This window comes from Actinoalloteichus spitiensis RMV-1378, assembly GCF_000239155.1.
GTDB classification, from domain to species: Bacteria; Actinomycetota; Actinomycetes; order Mycobacteriales; family Pseudonocardiaceae; genus Actinoalloteichus_B; species Actinoalloteichus_B spitiensis.
In genome coordinates this window covers 1-19,303 of record NZ_AGVX02000862.1, presented here as the reverse complement: position 1 = coordinate 19,303, position 19,303 = coordinate 1, and the positions used below count along the sequence as shown (strand labels likewise).

The window sequence follows — 19,303 nt, the reverse complement described above, 5'->3', positions numbered from 1 at the left end:
GAGGACGTCCGGACCCGGCCGGCCCCGGGGCGCCTGGGGGCGCCGCGCCCGTCGGACCGCTCCTAGACTGCTCCCGTGTCCTCCGAGCTCATGATCGCGCCGTCCATCCTCTCCGCCGACTTCGCCCGCCTCGCCGAGGAGGCCGCCGCCGTGGCCCCCAGCGCCGACCGGCGAGGCGCGGACTGGCTGCACGTGGACGTGATGGACGCGCACTTCGTGCCCAACCTGACCCTCGGCCTGCCGGTCGTCACCTCGCTGCGCGCGGCCACGGACATCCCGCTGGACTGCCACCTGATGATCTCCGACCCGGACCGGTGGGCGGTCGGGTACGCGGAGGCGGGCGCCCACAACGTCACGGTGCACGTGGAGGCGGCCACCGACCCGATCGGCGTGGCCCGGGACATCCGGGCCGCCGGCGCCCACGCCGGCCTGTCCCTCAAGCCGGGGACCCCGCTGGACCCGTACCTGGACGTGCTGCGGCACTACGACACGCTGTTGGTGATGTCGGTGGAGCCCGGTTTCGGCGGGCAGGCGTTCATGCCGGAGGTGCTGGACAAGGTGCGCCAGGTCCGCCGGCTGGTGGACACCGGCCACCTCAACGTGCTCGTCGAGATCGACGGCGGTATCAGCGCCGACACCATCGAGGCGGCGGCCGAGGCCGGCGTGGACTGCTTCGTGGCGGGTTCGGCGGTGTACGGGGCCGACGACCCCGGGGCGGCGGTGGAGGCGCTGCGGGAACGCGCCCGCTCGGCGGTGCCCGACCGGGGCTGACGGCCGACCCGCACTGGGTCGACGCTGGTCAACCGGCCGGCCGGCCAGGAGCTCCGCCGCCGGTCGCGCCTGGTCAGCCACCGGCCCGACGTGTGAGGCCCGTCAACTGGTCAACCCGATCCTGTCCGCACGCCGTGTCCAGTGGGAGAGTAGAGGTGTGGGACAGGGTGAGCCCTCGGTCGGGCTCGTGAGGAGGCAGCACGCATCGTGTTCACCGGAATAGTCGAGGAGCTGGGTGAGGTGCGGTCGTTCGACGCCCTGCCCGACGCCTCCCGGCTGACGATCCATGGCCCGCTGGTGGCGTCCGACGCGCGCCACGGCGACTCCATCGCGGTCAACGGGGTGTGCCTGACGGTGGTGGAGACCGACGGTGTCCACTTCACCGCCGACGTGATGGCCGAGACCCTGCGCCGGAGCAACCTGGCGAAGGTCACCGCCGGCGACCCGGTGAACCTGGAGCGCGCCGTCGCGGTCGGCTCCCGGTTGGGCGGACACATCGTGCAGGGCCACGTCGACGGCACCGGCAGGGTGACCTCCCGGGAGCGTTCCGAGCACTGGGAGGTGGTCCACGTCGACCTGGACGCGGACCTGGGGCGCTACCTCGTCGAGAAGGGCTCGATCACCGTCGACGGGGTGTCCCTCACCGTGATGGGCGTCGACGAGCGCGGTTTCACGGTCAGCCTGATCCCGACCACCCTCGAACTCACGACCCTCGGCCGCCGGCAGCCGGGTGACGTGGTGAACCTGGAGGTGGACGTCCTGGCCAAGTACGTGGAGAAGTTGGCGGCCAGCCACCTCGGCGTGACCCCCGCTCCGACGACGACCGAGGTGAGCCGATGACGACGGTGGAGGACAGGACGGAACTGGAGGCGACCGTCGAGCGGGCGCTGCGCGACATCGCCGAGGGCCGCCCCGTCGTGGTCGTCGACGACGAGGACCGGGAGAACGAGGGCGACCTGATCTTCGCCGCCGAGCGGGCCACCCCCGAGCTGATGGCGTTCATGGTCCGGCACACCTCGGGCTACGTCTGCGTCGGCCTGCCCGCCGAGGAGTGCGACCGGCTCGACCTGCCGCCGATGTACCACGTCAACCAGGACCGGCGCGGCACCGCCTACACGGTCACGGTGGACGCCAGGGAGGGTGTCGGCACCGGCATCTCCGCCGCGGACCGGGCGCTGACGGTCCGGTTGCTGGCCGATCCGAGCACCGGCCCGGCGGACCTGAGCCGCCCCGGCCATGTCGTGCCGCTGCGGGCCAAGGAGGGGGGTGTGCTGCGCCGCCCCGGCCACACCGAGGCCGCCGTGGACCTGGCGAGGATGGCGGGGGCCCGCCCGGCCGGCGTGCTGTGCGAGATCGTCTCCAGCGAGGTCGAGGGCGAGATGGCCCGGCGGCCCGAGCTGGAGCGCTTCGCGGCCGAACACGACCTGGTGCTGCTGTCCATCGCCCAGCTCGTCGCCTACCGCCGCCGCTTCGAGAAGCAGGTGGAGCGGGTGGCCGAGGCCCGGATCCCCACCGCGCACGGCAACTTCCGCGCCTACGGCTACGACAGCGTCATCGACGGTGTCGAGCACATCGCCCTGGTCTACGGCGAGATCGGGGACGGCGAGGACCTGCTGGTCCGGGTGCACTCGGAGTGCCTGACCGGGGACGTGTTCGGGTCGCTGCGCTGCGACTGCGGCCCGCAGCTCGACGCCGCGCTGGCCGCGGTGGCCGAGGAGGGCCGGGGCGTGGTCCTCTACATGCGCGGCCACGAGGGGCGCGGCATCGGCCTGATCCACAAGCTCCAGGCCTACCAGCTCCAGGACGACGGCGTGGACACCGTCGACGCCAACCTCGCGCTGGGGATGCCGGCCGACGCCCGCGACTACGGCACCGGTGCCCAGATCCTGTGCGACCTCGGCATCCGGTCGATGCGCCTGCTGACGAACAACCCGGCGAAGCGGGTGGGTCTGGAGGGCTACGGGCTGCGCATCACCGGCAAGGTGGGGCTGCCGGTCCGGCCGAACCCGGAGAACCTGCGGTACCTGCGCACCAAGCGGGACCGGATGGGGCACGAGCTGGACGGGCTCGGCGGTGACGCCGCCGACACCGGTGACGGGGGAACGGGAGTGACGGCATGAGCGGTGAGGGATCGCCCGGTCTGCGTCCGGGGGACGCCGCCGGACTGCGGGTCGGGGTCGTGGCCACCCGGTGGCACGCCGAGTTGACCGGCACCATGCTGTCCAGGGCGCTCGCGGCGATCGCCGAGTCCGGGGCCGTCGAGCCGACCGTGGTCCGCGTGCCCGGTTCGGTGGAGCTGCCGGTGGTGTGCCAGCAGTTGGCCAGGACCCACGACGCGGTGGTCGCGCTGGGCGTGGTGGTGCGGGGCGGCACCCCGCACTTCGAGTACGTGTGCGACGCGGTCACCGCCGGGCTCACCCGGGTGGCGTTGGACGAGGCGACACCGGTGGGCAACGGTGTCCTGACCTGCGACACCGAGGAGCAGGCGGTGGCGCGGGCCGGGCTGCCCGGTTCGACCGAGGACAAGGGGTACGAGGCGGCGGTGGCGGCGTTGGAGACGGCGTTGACCCTGCGCGCGTTGCGCCGTGGGACGCCGTCCGCCTGAGGTGTGCCGGTCCGGCGAGCGGCCGGCGTGGAGTGTGAGGAGCGGGTGTTGGCTGAGGAGCAGACCGGGCCGGACGGCGGCGACGGGACGCTGGTGGTCCGCCCCTGGCGGGTGCGCCTGGTGGCCGTCGGCGCGGCGGTGTCCCTCGTCTCGGTGTTCACCGTGGTGGCCGTGTTGCTGAAGGAGACCCCCACCGGGGCCTTCTTCGGCACCTCCGACCAGGTCGCGATGGTGCTGTTGGGCTGCCTGCTCGCCGGGGCCGCCCTGCTGCTGGCGCGGCCCCGGTTGCGGGTCGGGCCTTGGGGGCTCGAGATCCGGAACATCCTCGCCAGCCGGACGGTGGAGTGGCCGCTGGTGCGGGCCGTGACCTTCCCGGAGGGCGTGCCGTGGGCGCGGGTCGAGCTGCCGGACGACGAGTACATCGCCGTGATGGCGGTCCAGGCCGCCGACCGGCACCGGGCGGTGCGGGCGATGCGCGAGGTCCGTCGTCTCCACCGGCGGTACACCGGCGCCGCCGATGTCGTGGAACCGGCCTCCGACGGGACGGGGCCCTCGGCGCCGTCGAGGTGAGCGCGGCGCGTGCCGTGCGGTGGGCCCGCCGAGGCCGGCTCCGGCCGTCGACGTGGTCGGGCCGGGGCGACCGCGCGCACCGGGCGGTGGGCGTCAGGCGTGGGTGCTGAGGAACTCCCGGACGGTGTCGGCGAAGCGTTCGGGGTCGTCCTCGTACAGCCAGTGGCCGCAGCCCGGGAACTCCCGCAGCGAGGTGGGTGCGGCCCTCCGCCGCACCATCTCCTGGGCGTGGTCGGCTGACAGCAGGTGGCTGTGTTCGCCGCGCAGCAGCAGCGCCGGGCAGGACGAGCCCAGCCAGTCGGGCCACCAGTCACCCACCCCGGCCCGTTGCACGGCCATCATGTCGTCGAGGTCGAAGCAGTACCGCCAGCCGCCGTCCGGTGCCGGCTCGGCGCTGGCGAGGAAGTAGTCGGGCACGGGGATGCCCGCCTCGGCGAGGTGGTCGGCGAGGGCCTGCCTGCTGGGTGCGCGCCGGGGCCAGCCGCGGACGTCGAGCACCGGCGTTGGCACCTCGGGTGGGCCGGTCACCGCCCCGTTGTCGACGACGACCAGCGCGCGCACGAGGTCGGGGTGGTGGGCGGCCAGTTGGTAGGCGTTGAGCCCCCCGAGGGAGTGGCCGAGGACGGCCACCGGGCCGCTGGCGAGCGAGGCGGCGAGGGCCGCGGCGTCCTCGACGAAGGCCCGCCGGGAGAAGTCCCCGCCCCCGGGTGAGCGGCCGTGGCCGCGTTGGTCGGGTGCGACGACGCGCCAGTCGGGGGCGAGGTCGGCCGCCAGCCTGGCGAAGATGTCCGACCGTCCGAAGGTGCCGTGCAGGGCCAGCAACGGCGGACCGTCCCCGCCCGAGTCGAGGACGGAGTGGGAACGACCGTTCAGGGTGACGGGACGACGAGTGATCACCCTCGCGACGGTAGGGGGCGTGTCCACTGGTTTTCCGCCCCTCGGTTTCGTCTGCGCTGTCCCATCAGTCATGAATGAAATTCATCCTCCGTGCACCTCGGATGCCTCCCACCACGATCTCGTCGTCAGCGGCGGCCAGCCGATCACGTTACGGTCGATCGGAGGACAGCGAGGGCGCGTCCGGCCGCGACACCGACGAGTCGGGGTCGGGCCGCCTGGCGGACGAGCGTGAAGGAGTGGAATGCGCCCCGACCGCGCCGAGGCACCCGAGGACGGCCGCTACCCCCCCATCGCCGACCACGGGCTGATCGGGGATCTGCGCACCGCCGCCCTGGTGGGCACCGACGGCACCGTCTCCTGGTTCTGCTGCCCGCGTTTCGACTCCCCCAGCGTGTTCGGGAGCCTGCTGGACGCGGAGCGCGGCGGGTACTGGCGGATCAGCCCGGCCTGCCGGGTCGCCGGCACCCAGCAGTTCTACTTCCCGGACACCAACGTCCTCATCACCCGGTTCCTCACCGAGGAGGGGATGGTCGAGGTTCACGACTTCATGCCGGTGCTGCGGGAACGGGATCCCGACCACCACCAGCGGCTGGTGCGGCGGGTGCTGGGGCTGCGGGGGTCGATGCGGATGCGGGTCACCCTCGCTCCCCGCCTGGACTACGGTCGCGATCCCCACGAGGTGCGCCGCGACCGCGACGGGTTGTGCTTCGTCGGTAGTGACACGGTGCTGGGCGTCGGAGCGACGGTCGACCTCGACGTCGACGGCCGGGGTGACGCGCACGGCGAGTTCGTGGTGAGCGCGGGGGAGACCGAACTCTTCGTGCTGGAGGCCCTGGGCAGCGGCGAGCGGGCCAACCACCACCACGCCGAGGACGCCGAGGAGCTCTTCGCGCGGACCGTCGACTTCTGGCGGGGCTGGCTGGCCAGGTCCACCTACCGGGGCCGCTGGCGGGAGAAGGTCCACCGGTCGGCCCTGACGCTCAAGCTCCTGACGCACGAGCCCAGCGGTGCCGTCATCGCGTCACCGACGGCCAGCCTCCCCGAGGACCTGGGGGGCGAACGCAACTGGGACTACCGGTACGTGTGGATGCGGGACGCGGCCTTCTCGCTCTACGCCCTGCTCCGGCTCGGCTTCACCTCGGAGGCGGACGCCTTCATGGAGTGGTTGACCGGGCGGTTCCGCCGGCCCCGGGAGGGCCAGGCCGGCCCGCTGCGGGTGATGTACTCGATCGACGGGGACGCCGAACTCCCCGAGCGCACCCTGGACCACCTGGAGGGCTACCGGGGCGCCCGGCCGGTGCGGATCGGCAACGGCGCGGCCGACCAGCTCCAGCTCGACATCTACGGCGAGATCATCGACTCCGTCTACCTGTACAACAAGTACGGAACGGGGATCTCCTACGACAGCTGGCAGGACCTCATCGGCGTGCTGGACTGGCTGGCGGAGCACTGGGACCAGCCGGACGAGAGCATCTGGGAGGTGCGGTCGGGACCGAGGGACCACACCTTCTCCCGGTTGATGACCTGGGTCGCGTTCGAGCGCATGATCCGGATGGCGCGGCAGCGCGGCCTGCCCGGCCCGTTGGACTCGTGGATGCGGACCCGCGACCGGGTGTACCGGCAGATCATGGAGCGGGGGTGGAGCGAACGCCGCCAGGCGTTCGTGCAGAACTACGACGACGACGTCCTCGACTCGTCGCTGTTGCTGATGCCGATGGTCAAGTTCTGCTCACCCACCGACCCCCGTTTCCTGTCCACCCTGGACGCGATCGATCGGGATCTCGTCGTGGACAGCCTCGTCTTCCGCTACGACCCGGAGGAGGCCCCGGACGGCCTGCGGGGCTCGGAGGGGACGTTCTCCATCTGTTCGTTCTGGTACGTCGAGGCGCTGACCCGGGCGGGCCGGCTGTCGGAGGCCCGGGTGGCCCTGGAGAAGACGTTCACCTACGCCAACCACCTCGGTCTCTACGCCGAGCAGATCGGCCTCACCGGGGAGCAGCTCGGCAACTTCCCGCAGGCCTTCACCCACCTCGCGCTGATCAGCGCGGCGGTCAACCTCGACCGGGCGATGGGCTGAGCGAGCCGGGGGCGGGCCGGGGTCCTCGGCCTGGCGGCTCACCGGTGACCGGGCAGCAGGTGGTTCGAGGTCGTGCGGCTCGGGTCGGCCGGCAGGATGCGGCGGATCGGGTAGGGCGTGGGGGTGCGCCGCCGCCACTCGCGGGGGTAGCCCAGGGAGACCTCCTCGAACCGGACTCCGTCGAAGTCGAAGGTCAGCGGGATGTGCAGGTGCCCGTACACCGCCACGGCCGCCCGGTAGCGCAGGTGCCAGTCGCCGGTGGCGGTGGTGCCGCACCACATCGCGAACCTCGGGTACCACAGCATGGTGGTGGGGCCGCGGTGCAGCGGCCAGTGCGACACGAGGATGGTGCGGCGGTCCGGGGCCACGGCGTCGAGCCGGCTCTCGGAGTAGCGGATGCGTTCCGCGCACCACGCCTGCCGGGTGGGGTGCGGGTCCGGGTGCAGCAGCATGTCGTCGGTGCCGACGACGCCGGTCTCGTGGGCGTCCCTCATGGCGGCCTCGAAGGAGAGCCCGGGCTCGCGGAAGCTGTAGTCGAAGAGGGTGAACAGTGGGGCGATGGTGAAGGTCTCGTCCTCGGTCTCCCAGTCGGGGAAGGGGTCCTCCGGGGTCAGGACGCCGAGTTCGCGGCAGACGTCGACCAGGATGCGGTAGCGCTCCTCGCCACGGGCCTTGACCGTGTCACGCGAGGTCGTCCACAGTTCGTGGTTGCCCGGCACCCAGATGACCTTGGCGAACCGCCGCGCCAGCAGGTCGAGCGTCCAGGTGATCTCGGTGACGGTGTCCCCGACGTCGCCGGCGACGATGAGCCAGTCCTCGGGCGTGTAGGGGCGGAGCCGCTCCACCACCTCGCTGTTGCCCTCGTGTGACACGTGCAGATCGCTGGTGGCGAGCAGGGACCGGGCCATCCCGGCAGGCTACCCGAGCGCGCCCGGTGGTCGGGTCCCCGTCGCGGTGGCCCGGGTCCTTCGAGGTGGGGGCGTGGCGGTGCGGGGTGCTGGTCCGGGGTGGACGCCCGAGGTGGGGCCGGGGCCGGTCAGTCGTCCCGCCGGTCCGGGGTCACCAGTGCCTCGTCCGCGCGGGCCAGGATGTCCTCGACGGTGGCGGCGGGCGTCTGGTCGGAGGTGTCCAACCAGAGCCCCTGGCGGGGGGTGTCCGCGCGGAGCAGGCCGTCGAGGGTGGCGACGTCCCAGGTCAGGTAGCCGTCCTTGGTGCGCTCGCGTTCGCGGTCGGCGATGGCCCGAGGGGTGGGGGCGAGGACGACGAGGCGCAGGGGTCGGGTGCGGAGCGTGGCCAGGAACCGGGTCAGGTCGGGTCCGATCAGGATGTCCTCGACGACGACGGTGAAGCCCTCCTCGGCGAGGAGGTCGGCGGTGTGCGCGGTCAGGCGGTGTCGGAGGCGCAGCTGTCGTCGGGCCTCCTGGGTGGGGTGGGGGGTCATGTCCTCGCGCCCGCCGCGCACCATGCGGAGGAAGGCGTCGCCGCCGACGTGGGCCGAGCGCGGGAGGCGGTCGGCGAGGGTCCGCGCGACGGTGGTCTTGCCGGCGGCCATCACTCCGGTGAGGACGAGCACGCCGGTGAGCGGGGGTGGGGTGTCGCTGGTGGAGGTGTTCGGGGGTTCGGTCACGGGCAGCAGCATCGCGCGGGGGTACCGGGGCGACAACGGGATTTCCGGTGGTGTGTCGGCGGGTGGGTGGTCCCGGGCGGCGAGGTTCCCGGGGTGGGGGTTCCGTCCGCCGTCCGCCGTCCGCCGTCCGCCGTCCGCCGTCCGCCGTCCAGCCAGCCAGCCGGGCGGTCTGGCGGGCTGGGGTGAGTGGTGTTCCGGTCCGGTGGGAATCCGCCGGACCGTTGGTTCCGGCTGATTGTTTCGAGGTGTCGGGAGTGGTCGTGGAAAGTTGACGGTGATTGCCTCGGAGCGTCTTTCCGAGGGCAATTCGCTCGCATTGCGTGGCGTGTGGCGCCCCGCTCGTGGTGCGCGCGAGAAGATGATCTTGATTTGAGCGAGCGCGTTAGTGCGCTGCGTGCACGCGGGACTCCGCAGCGTATCCCCCACATCGCGGTTATCGTTACTCCGATAGAAGGAAATTCACTGTCGACGGTCGACACCCTCCGAGGCTGGCCCTATTCGCCGTGGAGGGAAGAATGCGTGTGTGACCAGCGTGGATGCCGCATCCCGCGCTTGGCGGTCGCGGCGCGGCCGAGGTGGGACCCGCTCGTTCGGGGGATTGGGGAACCCGGAGTCGATTGCGGTTCCGTCGGTCATCCGTGTTAGAAATTCAGCCGGTGACTGACCGACCGTCGGTCACCGGGCATGGGGGTGTCCGCGCAATGCTGGGGGAGCATCCGGATCCCGTTCGCGAGTGTTCTCGTGAACGGGAACGGCTGAATCAGGTGAAGCGCGGACAGCACGACGGAGGAGACCACGTTGGTGGTACCGGCGCGGTTCGCCTCCATTCGGACAGCGTCCCATCGCGGGGGTTCCGTTTCACCGGAGGGGGGAACGGGGCGGAGGGAACGCGTCCTCGGGGGAGGAAGGTGCCTCGTGCGTGGACGGCGCCAGCCATGGGGGTGGCTGGCTGCGGCCTCGCACGGGGCACGGGCCCGGCCTCGGGTTGGGGGCCCGAGGCCATCCGCCCGGTCGGGGGTGCCGTGCGACCTCCTCATCGCGCGCGGCCCGCCGTCGGCCTCCCGTGGCAGTAGAGTCGGACGGGCCGTTCGGGAGGAGGCGCTGATGCCGTCGCAGGACCGCTGGGCCGAGGTCGACGACTACCTGACCGGGCTGCTGGTGCCCGAGGACCCGGTGCTCGACCACGTCCTGTCCGCCAGCGCGGCGGCCGGGCTCCCCCCGATTAACGTCGCCCCCAACCAGGGGAAGCTGCTCCACCTCCTCGCGGTGATCACCCGGGCCCACACGATCCTGGAGGTGGGAACGCTCGGCGGGTACAGCACCGTGTGGTTGGGTCGTGCCCTCCCCGAACACGGGCGGCTCGTCACCTTGGAGGGGGACCCGAGGCACGCCGAGGTCGCGCGGTCGAACCTGGAGGCGGCCGGGCTGCTCGGGAAGGTGGACATCCACATCGGCCCGGCCCAGCAGACGATGGCGCAGCTCGTCACGGCGGGGATGGGCCCGTTCGACCTGATCTTCCTCGACGCGGACAAGCAGGGGTACCCGGCCTACCTGGACTACTCGCTGAGCCTGTCCCGCCCGGGAACCGTGCTGATCGCCGACAACGTCGTGCGGGGCGGGCGGGTCGCGGACCCGGACAGCGGTGACGGGGCGGTGGAGGGAGTCCGGTCCTTCCTGGAGCTGGTGGCGGACGAGCCCCGCCTGTCGGCGACGGCGGTGCAGACCGTGGGTGCCAAGGGTTACGACGGTTTCACGTTGGCGGTCGTCGGCTCCTAGCCGGTGCCGAGGGCCGGGGACGGTGGCCCGGCCCGGGCGGCTCCCGGGCCGGCCGGTGGGTGGCGTAACGGGTGTCCGCCGACCCGGTGTGCTCACCCGACCCAGTCCACCCCGGCGCCGGCCCGGTACACCGGTCCGGCGCAGGTGGCGCGGAACCCCTGGTCGTGCCGCTGGTCGGCCCGAGTCCCGGACGGCCGCTCCGGCCAGGCGCGTACCAGTAGCCGGCCGCCGGGAACGTTCCGGGGGTGACCACCCGGCTGGTCTCGATGCCCGCGCCGTGGTGGCGGACGCGGCCGCGAACGAGGCGGGCGTGTGCGGAGCCGTGCAGGCGGGGAGGCCCGGGTCCGCCGTGCCGGCGCCCGCGGGCCCCGCTCCTCGGGCTGGCGGCGTGTGCGGGCGTCGAGGGCAGGAGGCCCGCCGACCGTCCCTCCTCACCCCTGTCGACCGCGACCGGCGCCCGCGCTGGAGTCCTACCGCTGCTCGCCGCGACGCGGAGCGCGGACCGGGCGCGCTGCGGCGTGCGAGGCGGGCACGGGCCGGACCGGGAGCGCCAGCGGGGCGGTGGATCTCACGGGCGCCGCGGCCCGGAGTTGTGGCAGGCTCTGCGGCGGAACGCCCGAACCGCCGACGAAGGCGAGGTCGACACCGTGGCACGTCCCCCGATGCCGGATCCGCTGGCGCTGTTGGACATCGACTCGTTGCTGACGGAGGAGGAACGGGAGATCCGCCGTGGACTGGCCGACTTCCTCGACGCCCGCGCCCGGCCCGGTGTCGCCGACCGGTTCGAGCGGGGCGTGTTCGACCGGGACCTCGCGCGGGAACTGGGGGCGCTCGGGGTGTTGGGCATGCACCTGACCGGGTACGGCTGCGCCGGGCTCGGCCCCGTCGCCTACGGATTGGCCTGCCTGGAGCTGGAGGCGGTGGACAGCGGCCTGCGGAGCTTCGTGTCGGTGCAGGGATCGCTGGCGATGTACTCGATCTGGCGGTACGGATCGGAGGAGCAGAAACGGGAGTGGCTGCCCCGGCTCGCCGCCGGGGAGGCGGTCGGCTGTTTCGCGCTGACCGAACCCGACGTCGGCAGTGACCCGGCGGCGATGCGCACGCGGGCGGTGCGGGACGGCTCCGACTGGGTGCTCACCGGCACGAAGATGTGGATCACCAACGGCGGCATCGCGGACGTGGCCACGGTGTGGGCCCGCACCGAGGACGGCGTGCGCGGCTTCCTCGTGCCCACCACGGCCACCGGGTTCCGTGCGGTGGACGTCCCCGCGAAGTTGTCGTTGCGGGCCTCGGTCACCTCCGAACTGGTCCTGGAGGACGTCCGCCTCCCCGACGCCGCTCGGCTCCCGCACGCAGAGGGGATCGGTGCTCCGCTGTCCTGCCTGAACGAGGCGCGGTTCGGCATCGTGTTCGGGGCGGTGGGCGCGGCGTGGGACTGCCTGCGCACCACCTTGGACTACGCGCTGACGCGGGAGCAGTTCGGGCGGCCGATCGCCGGTTTCCAGCTGACGCAGGGCAAGTTGGCGGACATGGCGGTCCGCCTCGGCGGGTGCGCGCTGCTCGCCGTCCACCTGGGACGGTTGAAGGAACGGGATCGGCTGCGGCCGGAGCAGGTGAGCGCGGGCAAGCTCAACAACGTGCGGGAGGCGATCGGCATCGCCCGCGAGTGCCGCACGGTGCTGGGCGCGAACGGGGTGACCTTGGACTACTCGCCGTTGCGGCACGCCAACAACCTGGAGTCGGTGCTCACCTACGAGGGCACGGCCGAGGTGCACACCCTCACCATCGGCCGTGCCCTGACGGGCATCGCCGCGTTCCGGTGAGGACCGCGCGCCGTCACGGCGTGTTCTGGGTGTTCTCCGGGTTGCCCTGGCCGGGGGGTGGGTCGTCCGCTCCCGGCGGGTTGTCGGTGTCGGGCGGTTCGGCGGGCTCGGTGTCGTCGTCGTCCGGGGGGGTGACCGGGTCCTCGTCGGTCACCTCGGGGGCCGAGGGCTGGTCGGAGGTCTCGCTGCCCTGGTCGGGGGGCGGCTGGTAGTCGTTGACGGGTGGTTGGGCGGGCGGCTGCCACCCGGGGTCGACCCCGTCGTCGACCGGCCCCAGGTCCTCGGTGACCGGGATCTCGGAGGTGGGGGCGGGGGTGGTGGTCGTGGTGGTGGTGTCGGTGCCGGTCACCGACGGGGTCTCGTCGTCGCCCCCGGAGGACAGCGCGGTCACGATGACGACGATGACCAGCACGACGGCCGCGGCACCGCCACCGGCCAGGACGGCCGGGCGCCGCCACCACTCCTCCGCCGAGGTGGCGGGCTCGGGGCGACGTGCCGGGGCGGCGGCGGTGGTGGTGGGCCGGTTCACCCGGGTGGGGTTCCCGGGGGGTGTGGCGGCCGGCACGGTCTTGGCGGGCACCGTCTCGGCGCTCGGTCCGCCTCCGACAGCCCCCATCGGCCCGGTCATGGGGCCGGTCATGGGGCCGGTGTCGGTCAGGCCGGCGGTGGTGGGGGGCGCGGTCATCGCGCGGGTGGCGGTCGGCTCCGCCGGGGTGCTGGGGGGCAGGCCGGGGACGGCCAGGACGTTCGGGGGGAGCGGGGAGCCCTCGGCGACGGCCTGGAGCGCCTCCCGGACCTCGGCCATCGTGGGGCGGTCCTGGGGCTCGGCCCGCAGCATGTGCACCAGGACGGGGGCCAGCGGCCCGGACTGCTGCGGGGGGTTGATGCGGCCCTTGGCGACGGTCTGGAGCAGGGCGAGGCTGTTGCCCTCGGTGCCGAAGGGCGGGTCGCCCTCCACCGAGGCGTAGAGGGTCGCGCCCAGGGAGAACACGTCGGAGGCGGAGACCGAGTCGTTGCCCCGGGCGATCTCCGGTGCGAGGTAGGCGGGGGTGCCCGCGAACATGCCCGTCTTGGTGACGGTGACGTCGCCGGTGGCGCGGGAGATCCCGAAGTCGGTGATCTTGACGACCTCGTCGTCCCCGAGCAGGACGTTGGCCGGTTTGACGTCGCGGTGGATGATCCCGGCGGCGTGGGCGACGCTGAGCGCCGTGGCGATCTGCGCACCGATCGCCGCCGCGCGCTCGGGGGTGAGGGTGCCCTCCTCGGCCAGCACGGTGGCCAGGCTCCGCGAGGGCAGGTACTCCATGATCAGGCAGGGCTGGCCCTCGTGCTCGGTCACGTCGTAGACGCCGATGGCGTTCGCGTGTTGCAGTCGAGCCGCGATCCGGCCCTCGCGCAGCGCGCGCTGCCGGGCCTCCTCGGCCTCCTCCGGGGTCAGTCCGGGCTGCTGGAGCAGCTGTTTGACGGCGACGGTGCGGTTCAACCGCTCGTCGTGGGCCCGCCAGACGATGCCCATGGCTCCGCTGCCGATCCGCTCATCCAGCCGGTAGCGGTCGGCGACCCTCCGTTGCTCCTGGCTCACCCGAGTCTCCCCGTCGGTTCCACCGCGACAGGTTAGAGGGCCGGCGCGAAGCCCGAACAGCCAACCCGCGTACCGGGCTCGGGGAGGCCGCCCGGATCGGGTGGGAGGGCGCGCCGTCCAGCGGGGACACCCGGGGTGCCCGGTCGGGGGCGGTGGGTGTCCGCTCCTCCCGGTGGGGACGCCGGGCGGGTGGCGACGGGCGGGTGGCCCGGGCGGCCCGGGCCAGCGGGGCGGGGCCCGATCCCGGGACGGCGGCGATGCCCCTGGCCGGAGTGCGGCCAGGGGCATCGGAGGGCGCGGTCATCGGTGGCGGTGGCGGTCCTCGCCGGGGCGGGTCGACGCGCTCGGCCCCGGCGGGGCCGGGGTGGTCAGAGGTTGCCGTACCCGGCGCCGCCGCCGACCAGCGACGGGATGGTCTGCGGGTTGTCGACGGTGTAGGAGTAGGGCGGGTCCTCGACGCTGCCCGCCGTGGCGATCTCGCCCGAGTTGTCCAGGACGTTGTTCCTGGCGACGATGCGGCCCGGGTCGGAGCTGCCGTAGCCGACCTCGGTGGGGGTGTCGACGTCCTCGAAGTAGTTGCCCTCGACGATGACGCCGGCGTTCATCGTGGAGGCGACCCCGTACTCCTTGTTGGCCCGGTAGTAGTTGTTGAACACGTGGACCTGGTCGCCGAACCGCACGCGCGGGTGCCGGGTGTCGCTGCCGTCGAAGTAGTTGTGGTGGTAGGTGACGCGCAGGTGCCCGATGTCGGCGGTGTGGTTGTCGGAGTGGCCCAGGATCATGCTCTTGTCGTGCTCGTAGACCCGGTTCCACGAGACGGTGATGAAGTCGGACTCACGCTTGATGTCGACGACGCCGTCGTGGGCGTTGGTGAAGCTGTTGTGGTCGACCCAGACGTGGTGGGTGCCTTCCTCCATGTCGATCGAGTCGTCGTTGGCGTCGGAGAAGTGCAGGTTGCGGATGATGATGTTGCTCACCGAACGCAGCTTGAGCCCGCCGCCGGTGATGTGGCCGTTGGTGCCGACGCCGATGATCGTCTTGTCGGAGCTGACCCGTTCCATCCCGGACAGCTGGATGGTGCCGTCGACCTCGATGACCAGTGGTTCGTCCCGGGAGATGTAGTCGAGGAACTCGCTGGCGTTGGTGGCGGTCACGGTGTCGCCGCCGGCGCCGCCGGTGGTGCCGTTCTGGCCGTTCTCGTTGACGCTGGCCCAGCCGATCGGCCGGTCGTCCTGGTAGGGCGCGGACCAGGGTTCGGCGGGGTCGGCGGCGGCCAGCACCGAGCCGCCCAGGACCGAACCCACGGCGAGCGCGGACAGCGCGCCGGCGGCGACGAGCCGGCGTCCGACGAGTCGTTTCCTCATGTCAGCCTCTCTCTTCTTCCGTTGTCGGAGTGAGGGCGCGGCGACCGGTGGAGGGGGGTGGAATTCGGTCCGCGGCCGGGTGCGGCGCGGGCCGGTTTCTTCCGTTCCGCTGGGTTTCCCGCTCGGCGTTTCCGCCACCGGGACCCGCGGGGTTGCGCGACCTGGACTCCGTTGTCCTGAAGGTCTCTACCAGGGGGAAAGCGTTTCCCTGTGCGATGGAGGCTACGACTCGTGTTTCCACCCTGTCAACACTCTGTTGGCAAATGATTAACCACCCGAGTTTTCGTTGCCGACATTCGGGCGCCAGTTCGTGCGACGCCTGTCAGCCGTTTTTCCGCAGGCGATTCCGCCGGGTGGTTCCCGCCTGCTGCGAACAGGGCGGTAACAATGGTTGCGGCATTCGGTGCACGCTCGGGCCGGCCTCGCACGTCACCGGTCATGCCGGGCGGCGCCCCGCCCGGCGACGGCCCATCGACGGTCTTCCACGTGGAGGAGGAACCGGTGCCGCGGGCCCGAAGGGGCGTCCGCGACAGCGGTGAGATGACGTCCTGGTCCACGATCCGCACGCGGTGCCTGAGCCCGGGGCGTGCCCCTGAAGGCACCCAATGCCCGGAGTCGGCCCAGAGGGCGCGAGCTACCGCCTGCCGAACCGTGCGACGCCCGAAGTGACCGAGCCGGGCGAGGAGGATAGCGTGGTGCTCGGATGAGAGATCAACGGCGTGATAACAACTGGGGAGCGGTACGGCCGGTGAATCCTCCACTCGGGACGGCAAACTGGCTCCGCTTTCCTCGTCCAAGACCGGTTGATCGAACTGCGGGCGAGTTGAGCATGAGGCGGTGAGCGCTGGTACCGTTACTCCATGGAATTTGTCGAAGTTGGGGGCAAAGTCATCCAGCGTCCCTCGTTCGAAGTTGACGAGTTGTTCGCCGAGCCAGCATTGTTCAAAGGCGACTTTGAGATCGAGTCGGCTCGTATTGACGAGGGTGATCAGTCAGGGGTTGTTGGAAAGGGTTCCCTCTCGGGCGCACGCGTGTTCGCCGTTGATCTGTCAAACTCCCGGTTGTCTCCACTCGGATTGTCGAGTGTCCAGTTGGAAAGCCTGGATCTATCGAACGCCGTACTCGCCGAAACGACAGCCCGCCGAGTCGAATTCCTTCGTTGTCGGTGTATCGGTCTTCAGGTGCGATTCGTGCAGGTCGCCGACATGTACGCGGAGGACTGTCGGTTTGATTACGGGTCCGTTGGCTTTGGGCAGGTAAAGAATGCGATTATCTTCCGGCGATGCTCCTTCAGGGAGACCGTCCTGTCTGGCGACCTGTCGAACGTCGTGTTTGATGACTGCGACTTGGAAATGACTGAATTTGAGGCTACTCGCGCCAATGGTTGTGATCTTACCGAATCGCGACTAATCGACGCTCGTGGGCTGTTGACCCTGCGGGGGGCCAGGATCTATGCCGAGCAGGCTGCTTCCGTCGCGAAGCAGATCGCGACGGAGGCAGGTCTAACTGTTATCGACTAGAGATCAGAATATCGTCTACTTCTTGTCCCAGTTGTCCCATCCGGGGCGGTTATCCCATCCTCCGCCCCCAGTCTTGTTGTCCCAGCTGTCGCGATTGTCCCACTTTCCAGAATGAGTAGGTTCCCATAGCGCCAGAAGTGTTCGCAGCCCTCGGTCAGAATCTCGTACCCGTCGCTCGAGGGTTTCCGTCTCCCGCAACGTGCAACACCCCCTCCATTAGTCCGATCTTGCTGTTCCGGCAGTAGTTGGTCTCGGTAATGTCGAGTCGGCCGTGTTCAAAGTAGCGGTTGGAGGGGTGTCCTCCGCCGCAGAAGTCGAAGTACGGGCAGGTTCGCTTGCAGGCATCTACGCCCCTTGCGAATTCGCGCACCCATGCTGCCTCGCTGCCTTGGCGAATGAGTTCCTCCAGTGGGGTCTCGAGGACATTTCCGACCGCGAAGCTCTCATGTGGTCTACCGAAGCCAGACAGCTCGGGGGAGATCAGGGTCACCGTTCCGTCGTAGGCCACAGTGGGAAGGGGGTCAATAGAAGTCGGGCGGCGAATCGGTCGATCGTTCAGTACGCACTCAATGTAGCCCAGTACGCGACTGATTTCGCGTACTCTTACCTCGGGATGCTTGCGCCAAGCGAGTACGAGTTCGGACCAGAAAGAGGCTACGGAGGCGCGGTCTTGGAAGTTGTTCTCCCTGTTGGCACCTTCTCGTTCTTCGATGTTGACGGCCAGGGCGGAAATTCCGTTCTCCACTACGAAGTCGAAGAGCCTGCGTGCTCGTAGTCGGGACGGATCGGAGACAACGGCGATCACCGATATGTCGCGGCCGCAGTCGGCGAGAAGACGAATCCCGCGCATTATGCGACTGTATGCCGGTGTCCCGCGCCAGTCGACGCGTTTCGCGTTATCTGTGTGGCATCCATCGATGCTCACTCCGACGTGAACGTTCCGCTCGGTGAAGAAATCACACCACCCGTCATCGATCAGCGTCCCGTTCGTTTGAATCTCCTGGTGTACGTTGAGGTCGGCGAAACAATCCATTAGGCAGCCGAGGTGACTTTTGCCGGTAGCCAGAGGTTCGCCCCCGTGCCAGCAGACGCTTATGGTGGCTTGGTCGGTCCATGGGCGAATCGAGGCGGCTACTGCCCGAGCAACGTTGACTGACATGGAGTTTCGTGACTTCCGGAATGGGAGATAGCAATAGTCGCAGTCAAGGTTGCAGATTGTGTCGGGCTGGAGAATTACGGTGTTCGGTTCAAGGAAGATACTCGGCCGGCGCGTCTTGTTCGCGAACACGTTCGCGGAGGCCTCCTCGGGTTTGGGCATGGTCAGATCTCCATCTCGTTCGATACGTCCGACACGTCGGCAGGGGTCCCGCCGGCGATCACCACGATGGGTCATGCCTCGATCTCACGTTCCGCAGAGTGCGGCGGGTCGTCAAACAGATCACGTTCCGATCTGGCTAACTTTCTCCCTGCCCTTCCAGAGGGGCCAACAACGAGGAATCCGAGCTACTTCTGATCAGGCGTCGTCGGCAAGGTGGCGGAGGTAGGTGTCGGGTTGCCGATGCGGGCCCAGTCGGCGTGGGTGAAGCTGACCCGCCCCACACAGCTGATGCCCAACTCGACCTCGGGTTCCCAGGACCAGAACCGCACCCGCGCCCACCAGGGAACGCGCCGGCGGCGGCGTTTCAGCGTGGTCGGCGGGGGAACGAACTCCCGCACCCGCCACCGCCGGGCCAGGTCCCGCATCTCGGCGATCGTGTCGGTGGTGAGGTCGTCGAACTCGGCGCAGTGGCGCACCACGGCACCGCAGAGCACGGTTCGCCGGTGGTCGAAGGTACCCACCAGGTAGCGCAGGCCGGGGGCGACGAGGGGACCGTGGCCGGTGTCGAGGTCGACGTGACCGTAGAGGCGGCCCACGATCGGGGTCCGCACCGCGCACCGGGTGAGCCAGGCCCCGGTGATCTCGTCCCCGGCGTTCCTCCCGTTCCTGCCCGCCCCGGTCGTTGCCTCGGCGGGCGAGGTCGGTTCCTCAGCAGGGTGGGCTCGGGTCTGGCGGGGTTCGGCCGTAGAGGAGGGCCGGCTCGGGGTAGTGGTGGCGGCGCGGCCGGGGGGTTCTGGCGTCTGGTTCATGGTGGTCACGTCCCACTCGGCACGGGGTCGGGCGGCAGTTGCGCGGCGAGGAGGAGCCCTGGACCGGCGTGGTTCTCGGCGGTGCGCCGGCACCGCAGCCGACCCCGTGGCCGTTCGCGGACACCGGTGGGACCGGGGCTGGGGTAGCGGGGCGGCAGGGAGTACAGGCGGCCGGCCGTGCTGACCTCCGAACGCATCGCGTCGGTGCCCAGGGCGGCCAGGACGACCTGGCCCCGGAACGCCCAGGCTCGCAGGGCTTGGGGGTAGCGGGGGAACGGACCGAGGGAGGAGCCGGTGTTGCTCGGCTCCAGACAGCGGTTGATGACGTAGTACACGAACCCGTCCTGTTCAACAGAGCAGAAGAAGGAAGCAAAAAAAAGGAAGGGGAGCGGGGGGTGGGTGGGGGTCGATCAGCGGGGGCGCAGCGAGCCGGGCGGCCGCCACCGGCGTCCCGTCAGCAGACGCGGCGCTCCCGGGGCGTGCGGTGGGGGAAGGTCCTTCAGTTCAGCGGCGACCACGCCGACCGACCCGCAGCGCCGCCAGACCAGCCCGTCGCCGTCACGG

Annotated in this window: 18 protein-coding genes; 9 read left to right on the top strand and 9 right to left on the bottom strand. The window is 70.8% G+C overall.

Features of this window, described 5'->3' with window-relative positions; translation table 11 throughout:
- Window positions 1-90 precede the first annotated feature (90 nt).
- The 5 genes from rpe (at window position 91) to ACTIDRAF_RS0226200 (ending at window position 3,946) form a co-directional block, all read left to right on the top strand.
- Complete coding sequence (gene rpe / locus ACTIDRAF_RS0226220; RefSeq protein WP_083886755.1) at window positions 91-771, top strand: ribulose-phosphate 3-epimerase; 681 nt, start codon at window positions 91-93, stop codon at window positions 769-771.
- A gap of 207 nt (window positions 772-978) precedes the next feature.
- Entirely contained in the window at window positions 979-1,611 is a 633-nt protein-coding gene (locus tag ACTIDRAF_RS0226215) for a riboflavin synthase (RefSeq protein ID WP_016701593.1), read from the top strand.
- Entirely contained in the window at window positions 1,608-2,891 is a 1,284-nt protein-coding gene (locus ACTIDRAF_RS0226210) for a bifunctional 3,4-dihydroxy-2-butanone-4-phosphate synthase/GTP cyclohydrolase II (RefSeq protein ID WP_016701592.1), read from the top strand. The genes ACTIDRAF_RS0226215 and ACTIDRAF_RS0226210 overlap by 4 nt, the downstream gene beginning before the upstream one ends.
- Window positions 2,888-3,376 carry a 6,7-dimethyl-8-ribityllumazine synthase gene (ribH, locus tag ACTIDRAF_RS0226205; RefSeq protein ID WP_016701591.1) on the top strand — a complete coding sequence of 163 codons (489 nt, stop codon included), beginning with the start codon at window positions 2,888-2,890 and terminating at the stop codon, window positions 3,374-3,376. The genes ACTIDRAF_RS0226210 and ribH overlap by 4 nt, the downstream gene beginning before the upstream one ends.
- Before the next feature lie 45 nt (window positions 3,377-3,421).
- Window positions 3,422-3,946 (top strand): PH domain-containing protein, encoded by a 525-nt coding sequence (locus ACTIDRAF_RS0226200; RefSeq protein WP_425359137.1) that lies wholly within the window; start codon window positions 3,422-3,424, stop codon window positions 3,944-3,946.
- 93 nt (window positions 3,947-4,039) lie between these two features.
- On the opposite strand, the gene ACTIDRAF_RS0226195 is transcribed toward ACTIDRAF_RS0226200, so the two are convergent.
- Window positions 4,040-4,843, bottom strand: coding sequence for an alpha/beta fold hydrolase (locus tag ACTIDRAF_RS0226195; protein ID WP_016701589.1), 804 nt, complete (start codon window positions 4,841-4,843; stop codon window positions 4,040-4,042).
- A 241-nt stretch (window positions 4,844-5,084) separates the two neighbouring features.
- Here ACTIDRAF_RS0226195 and ACTIDRAF_RS0226190 point away from each other — a divergent pair, with 241 nt between their 5' ends.
- A complete protein-coding gene (locus tag ACTIDRAF_RS0226190) occupies window positions 5,085-6,920 on the top strand; it encodes a glycoside hydrolase family 15 protein (RefSeq protein ID WP_016701588.1) in 1,836 nt (611 codons plus the stop codon).
- A gap of 38 nt (window positions 6,921-6,958) precedes the next feature.
- Here the strand turns inward: ACTIDRAF_RS0226190 and ACTIDRAF_RS31560 are convergent, their stop codons facing one another.
- Both ACTIDRAF_RS31560 and ACTIDRAF_RS0226180 read right to left on the bottom strand, forming a co-directional pair.
- Complete coding sequence (locus tag ACTIDRAF_RS31560; RefSeq protein ID WP_016701587.1) at window positions 6,959-7,828, bottom strand: metallophosphoesterase family protein; 870 nt, start codon at window positions 7,826-7,828, stop codon at window positions 6,959-6,961.
- A 128-nt stretch (window positions 7,829-7,956) separates the two neighbouring features.
- Window positions 7,957-8,559, bottom strand: a complete 603-nt coding sequence (locus ACTIDRAF_RS0226180) for an AAA family ATPase (RefSeq protein ID WP_016701586.1) — start codon at window positions 8,557-8,559, stop codon at window positions 7,957-7,959.
- Window positions 8,560-9,651: 1,092 nt separating this feature from the next.
- Here ACTIDRAF_RS0226180 and ACTIDRAF_RS0226170 point away from each other — a divergent pair.
- Together ACTIDRAF_RS0226170 and ACTIDRAF_RS0226165 are read left to right on the top strand one after the other, a co-directional pair.
- On the top strand, window positions 9,652-10,323 hold the full coding sequence (locus ACTIDRAF_RS0226170; RefSeq protein WP_016701584.1) for an O-methyltransferase: 672 nt from the start codon (window positions 9,652-9,654) through the stop codon (window positions 10,321-10,323).
- 662 nt (window positions 10,324-10,985) lie between these two features.
- Complete coding sequence (locus ACTIDRAF_RS0226165; RefSeq protein ID WP_026066522.1) at window positions 10,986-12,146, top strand: acyl-CoA dehydrogenase family protein; 1,161 nt, start codon at window positions 10,986-10,988, stop codon at window positions 12,144-12,146.
- Window positions 12,147-12,159: 13 nt separating this feature from the next.
- Here ACTIDRAF_RS0226165 and ACTIDRAF_RS31555 read toward each other — a convergent pair whose 3' ends face one another.
- Window positions 12,160-13,728, bottom strand: a complete 1,569-nt coding sequence (locus ACTIDRAF_RS31555; protein ID WP_052168977.1) for a serine/threonine-protein kinase — start codon at window positions 13,726-13,728, stop codon at window positions 12,160-12,162.
- 368 nt (window positions 13,729-14,096) lie between these two features.
- Window positions 14,097-15,092, bottom strand: coding sequence for a pectate lyase family protein (locus tag ACTIDRAF_RS0226155; RefSeq protein WP_016701582.1), 996 nt, complete (start codon window positions 15,090-15,092; stop codon window positions 14,097-14,099).
- Between the two features lie 860 nt (window positions 15,093-15,952).
- Here ACTIDRAF_RS0226155 and ACTIDRAF_RS0226150 point away from each other — a divergent pair.
- Window positions 15,953-16,612 (top strand): pentapeptide repeat-containing protein, encoded by a 660-nt coding sequence (locus ACTIDRAF_RS0226150; protein WP_026066521.1) that lies wholly within the window; start codon window positions 15,953-15,955, stop codon window positions 16,610-16,612.
- A 15-nt stretch (window positions 16,613-16,627) separates the two neighbouring features.
- On the opposite strand, the gene amcA is transcribed toward ACTIDRAF_RS0226150, so the two are convergent.
- The 4 genes from amcA to ACTIDRAF_RS0226140 form a co-directional block, all read right to left on the bottom strand.
- Window positions 16,628-16,810 carry a multiple cyclophane-containing RiPP AmcA gene (gene amcA / locus ACTIDRAF_RS35650; protein ID WP_083886751.1) on the bottom strand — a complete coding sequence of 61 codons (183 nt, stop codon included), beginning with the start codon at window positions 16,808-16,810 and terminating at the stop codon, window positions 16,628-16,630.
- Window positions 16,767-17,930, bottom strand: coding sequence for a cyclophane-forming radical SAM peptide maturase AmcB (gene amcB, locus ACTIDRAF_RS33295; RefSeq protein ID WP_083886749.1), 1,164 nt, complete (start codon window positions 17,928-17,930; stop codon window positions 16,767-16,769). The genes amcA and amcB overlap by 44 nt, the downstream gene beginning before the upstream one ends.
- 185 nt (window positions 17,931-18,115) lie before the next feature.
- Window positions 18,116-18,739: a hypothetical protein gene (locus tag ACTIDRAF_RS0226145; RefSeq protein ID WP_245533656.1), complete on the bottom strand. Its 624-nt coding sequence runs from the start codon at window positions 18,737-18,739 to the stop codon at window positions 18,116-18,118.
- A 5-nt stretch (window positions 18,740-18,744) separates the two neighbouring features.
- Window positions 18,745-19,074, bottom strand: a complete 330-nt coding sequence (locus ACTIDRAF_RS0226140; protein WP_016701579.1) for a hypothetical protein — start codon at window positions 19,072-19,074, stop codon at window positions 18,745-18,747.
- Between the last annotated feature and the right edge of the window lie 229 nt (window positions 19,075-19,303).

Excerpts from the sequence above, each read along its gene's own strand:
- rpe (WP_083886755.1), top strand. The coding sequence starts at position 91 with ATGATCGCGCCGTCCATCCTCTCCGCCGACTTCGCCCGCCTCGCCGAG.
- ACTIDRAF_RS0226210 (WP_016701592.1), top strand. The coding sequence starts at position 1,608 with ATGACGACGGTGGAGGACAGGACGGAACTGGAGGCGACCGTCGAGCGG.
- ribH (WP_016701591.1), top strand. The coding sequence starts at position 2,888 with ATGAGCGGTGAGGGATCGCCCGGTCTGCGTCCGGGGGACGCCGCCGGA.
- ACTIDRAF_RS0226190 (WP_016701588.1), top strand. The coding sequence starts at position 5,085 with ATGCGCCCCGACCGCGCCGAGGCACCCGAGGACGGCCGCTACCCCCCC.
- ACTIDRAF_RS31560 (WP_016701587.1), bottom strand. The coding sequence starts at position 7,828 with ATGGCCCGGTCCCTGCTCGCCACCAGCGATCTGCACGTGTCACACGAG.
- ACTIDRAF_RS0226180 (WP_016701586.1), bottom strand. The coding sequence starts at position 8,559 with ATGCTGCTGCCCGTGACCGAACCCCCGAACACCTCCACCAGCGACACC.
- ACTIDRAF_RS0226170 (WP_016701584.1), top strand. The coding sequence starts at position 9,652 with ATGCCGTCGCAGGACCGCTGGGCCGAGGTCGACGACTACCTGACCGGG.
- ACTIDRAF_RS0226165 (WP_026066522.1), top strand. The coding sequence starts at position 10,986 with ATGCCGGATCCGCTGGCGCTGTTGGACATCGACTCGTTGCTGACGGAG.
- ACTIDRAF_RS0226155 (WP_016701582.1), bottom strand. The coding sequence starts at position 15,092 with ATGAGGAAACGACTCGTCGGACGCCGGCTCGTCGCCGCCGGCGCGCTG.
- ACTIDRAF_RS0226150 (WP_026066521.1), top strand. The coding sequence starts at position 15,953 with ATGGAATTTGTCGAAGTTGGGGGCAAAGTCATCCAGCGTCCCTCGTTC.
- amcB (WP_083886749.1), bottom strand. The coding sequence starts at position 17,930 with ATGCCCAAACCCGAGGAGGCCTCCGCGAACGTGTTCGCGAACAAGACG.
- ACTIDRAF_RS0226145 (WP_245533656.1), bottom strand. The coding sequence starts at position 18,739 with ATGAACCAGACGCCAGAACCCCCCGGCCGCGCCGCCACCACTACCCCG.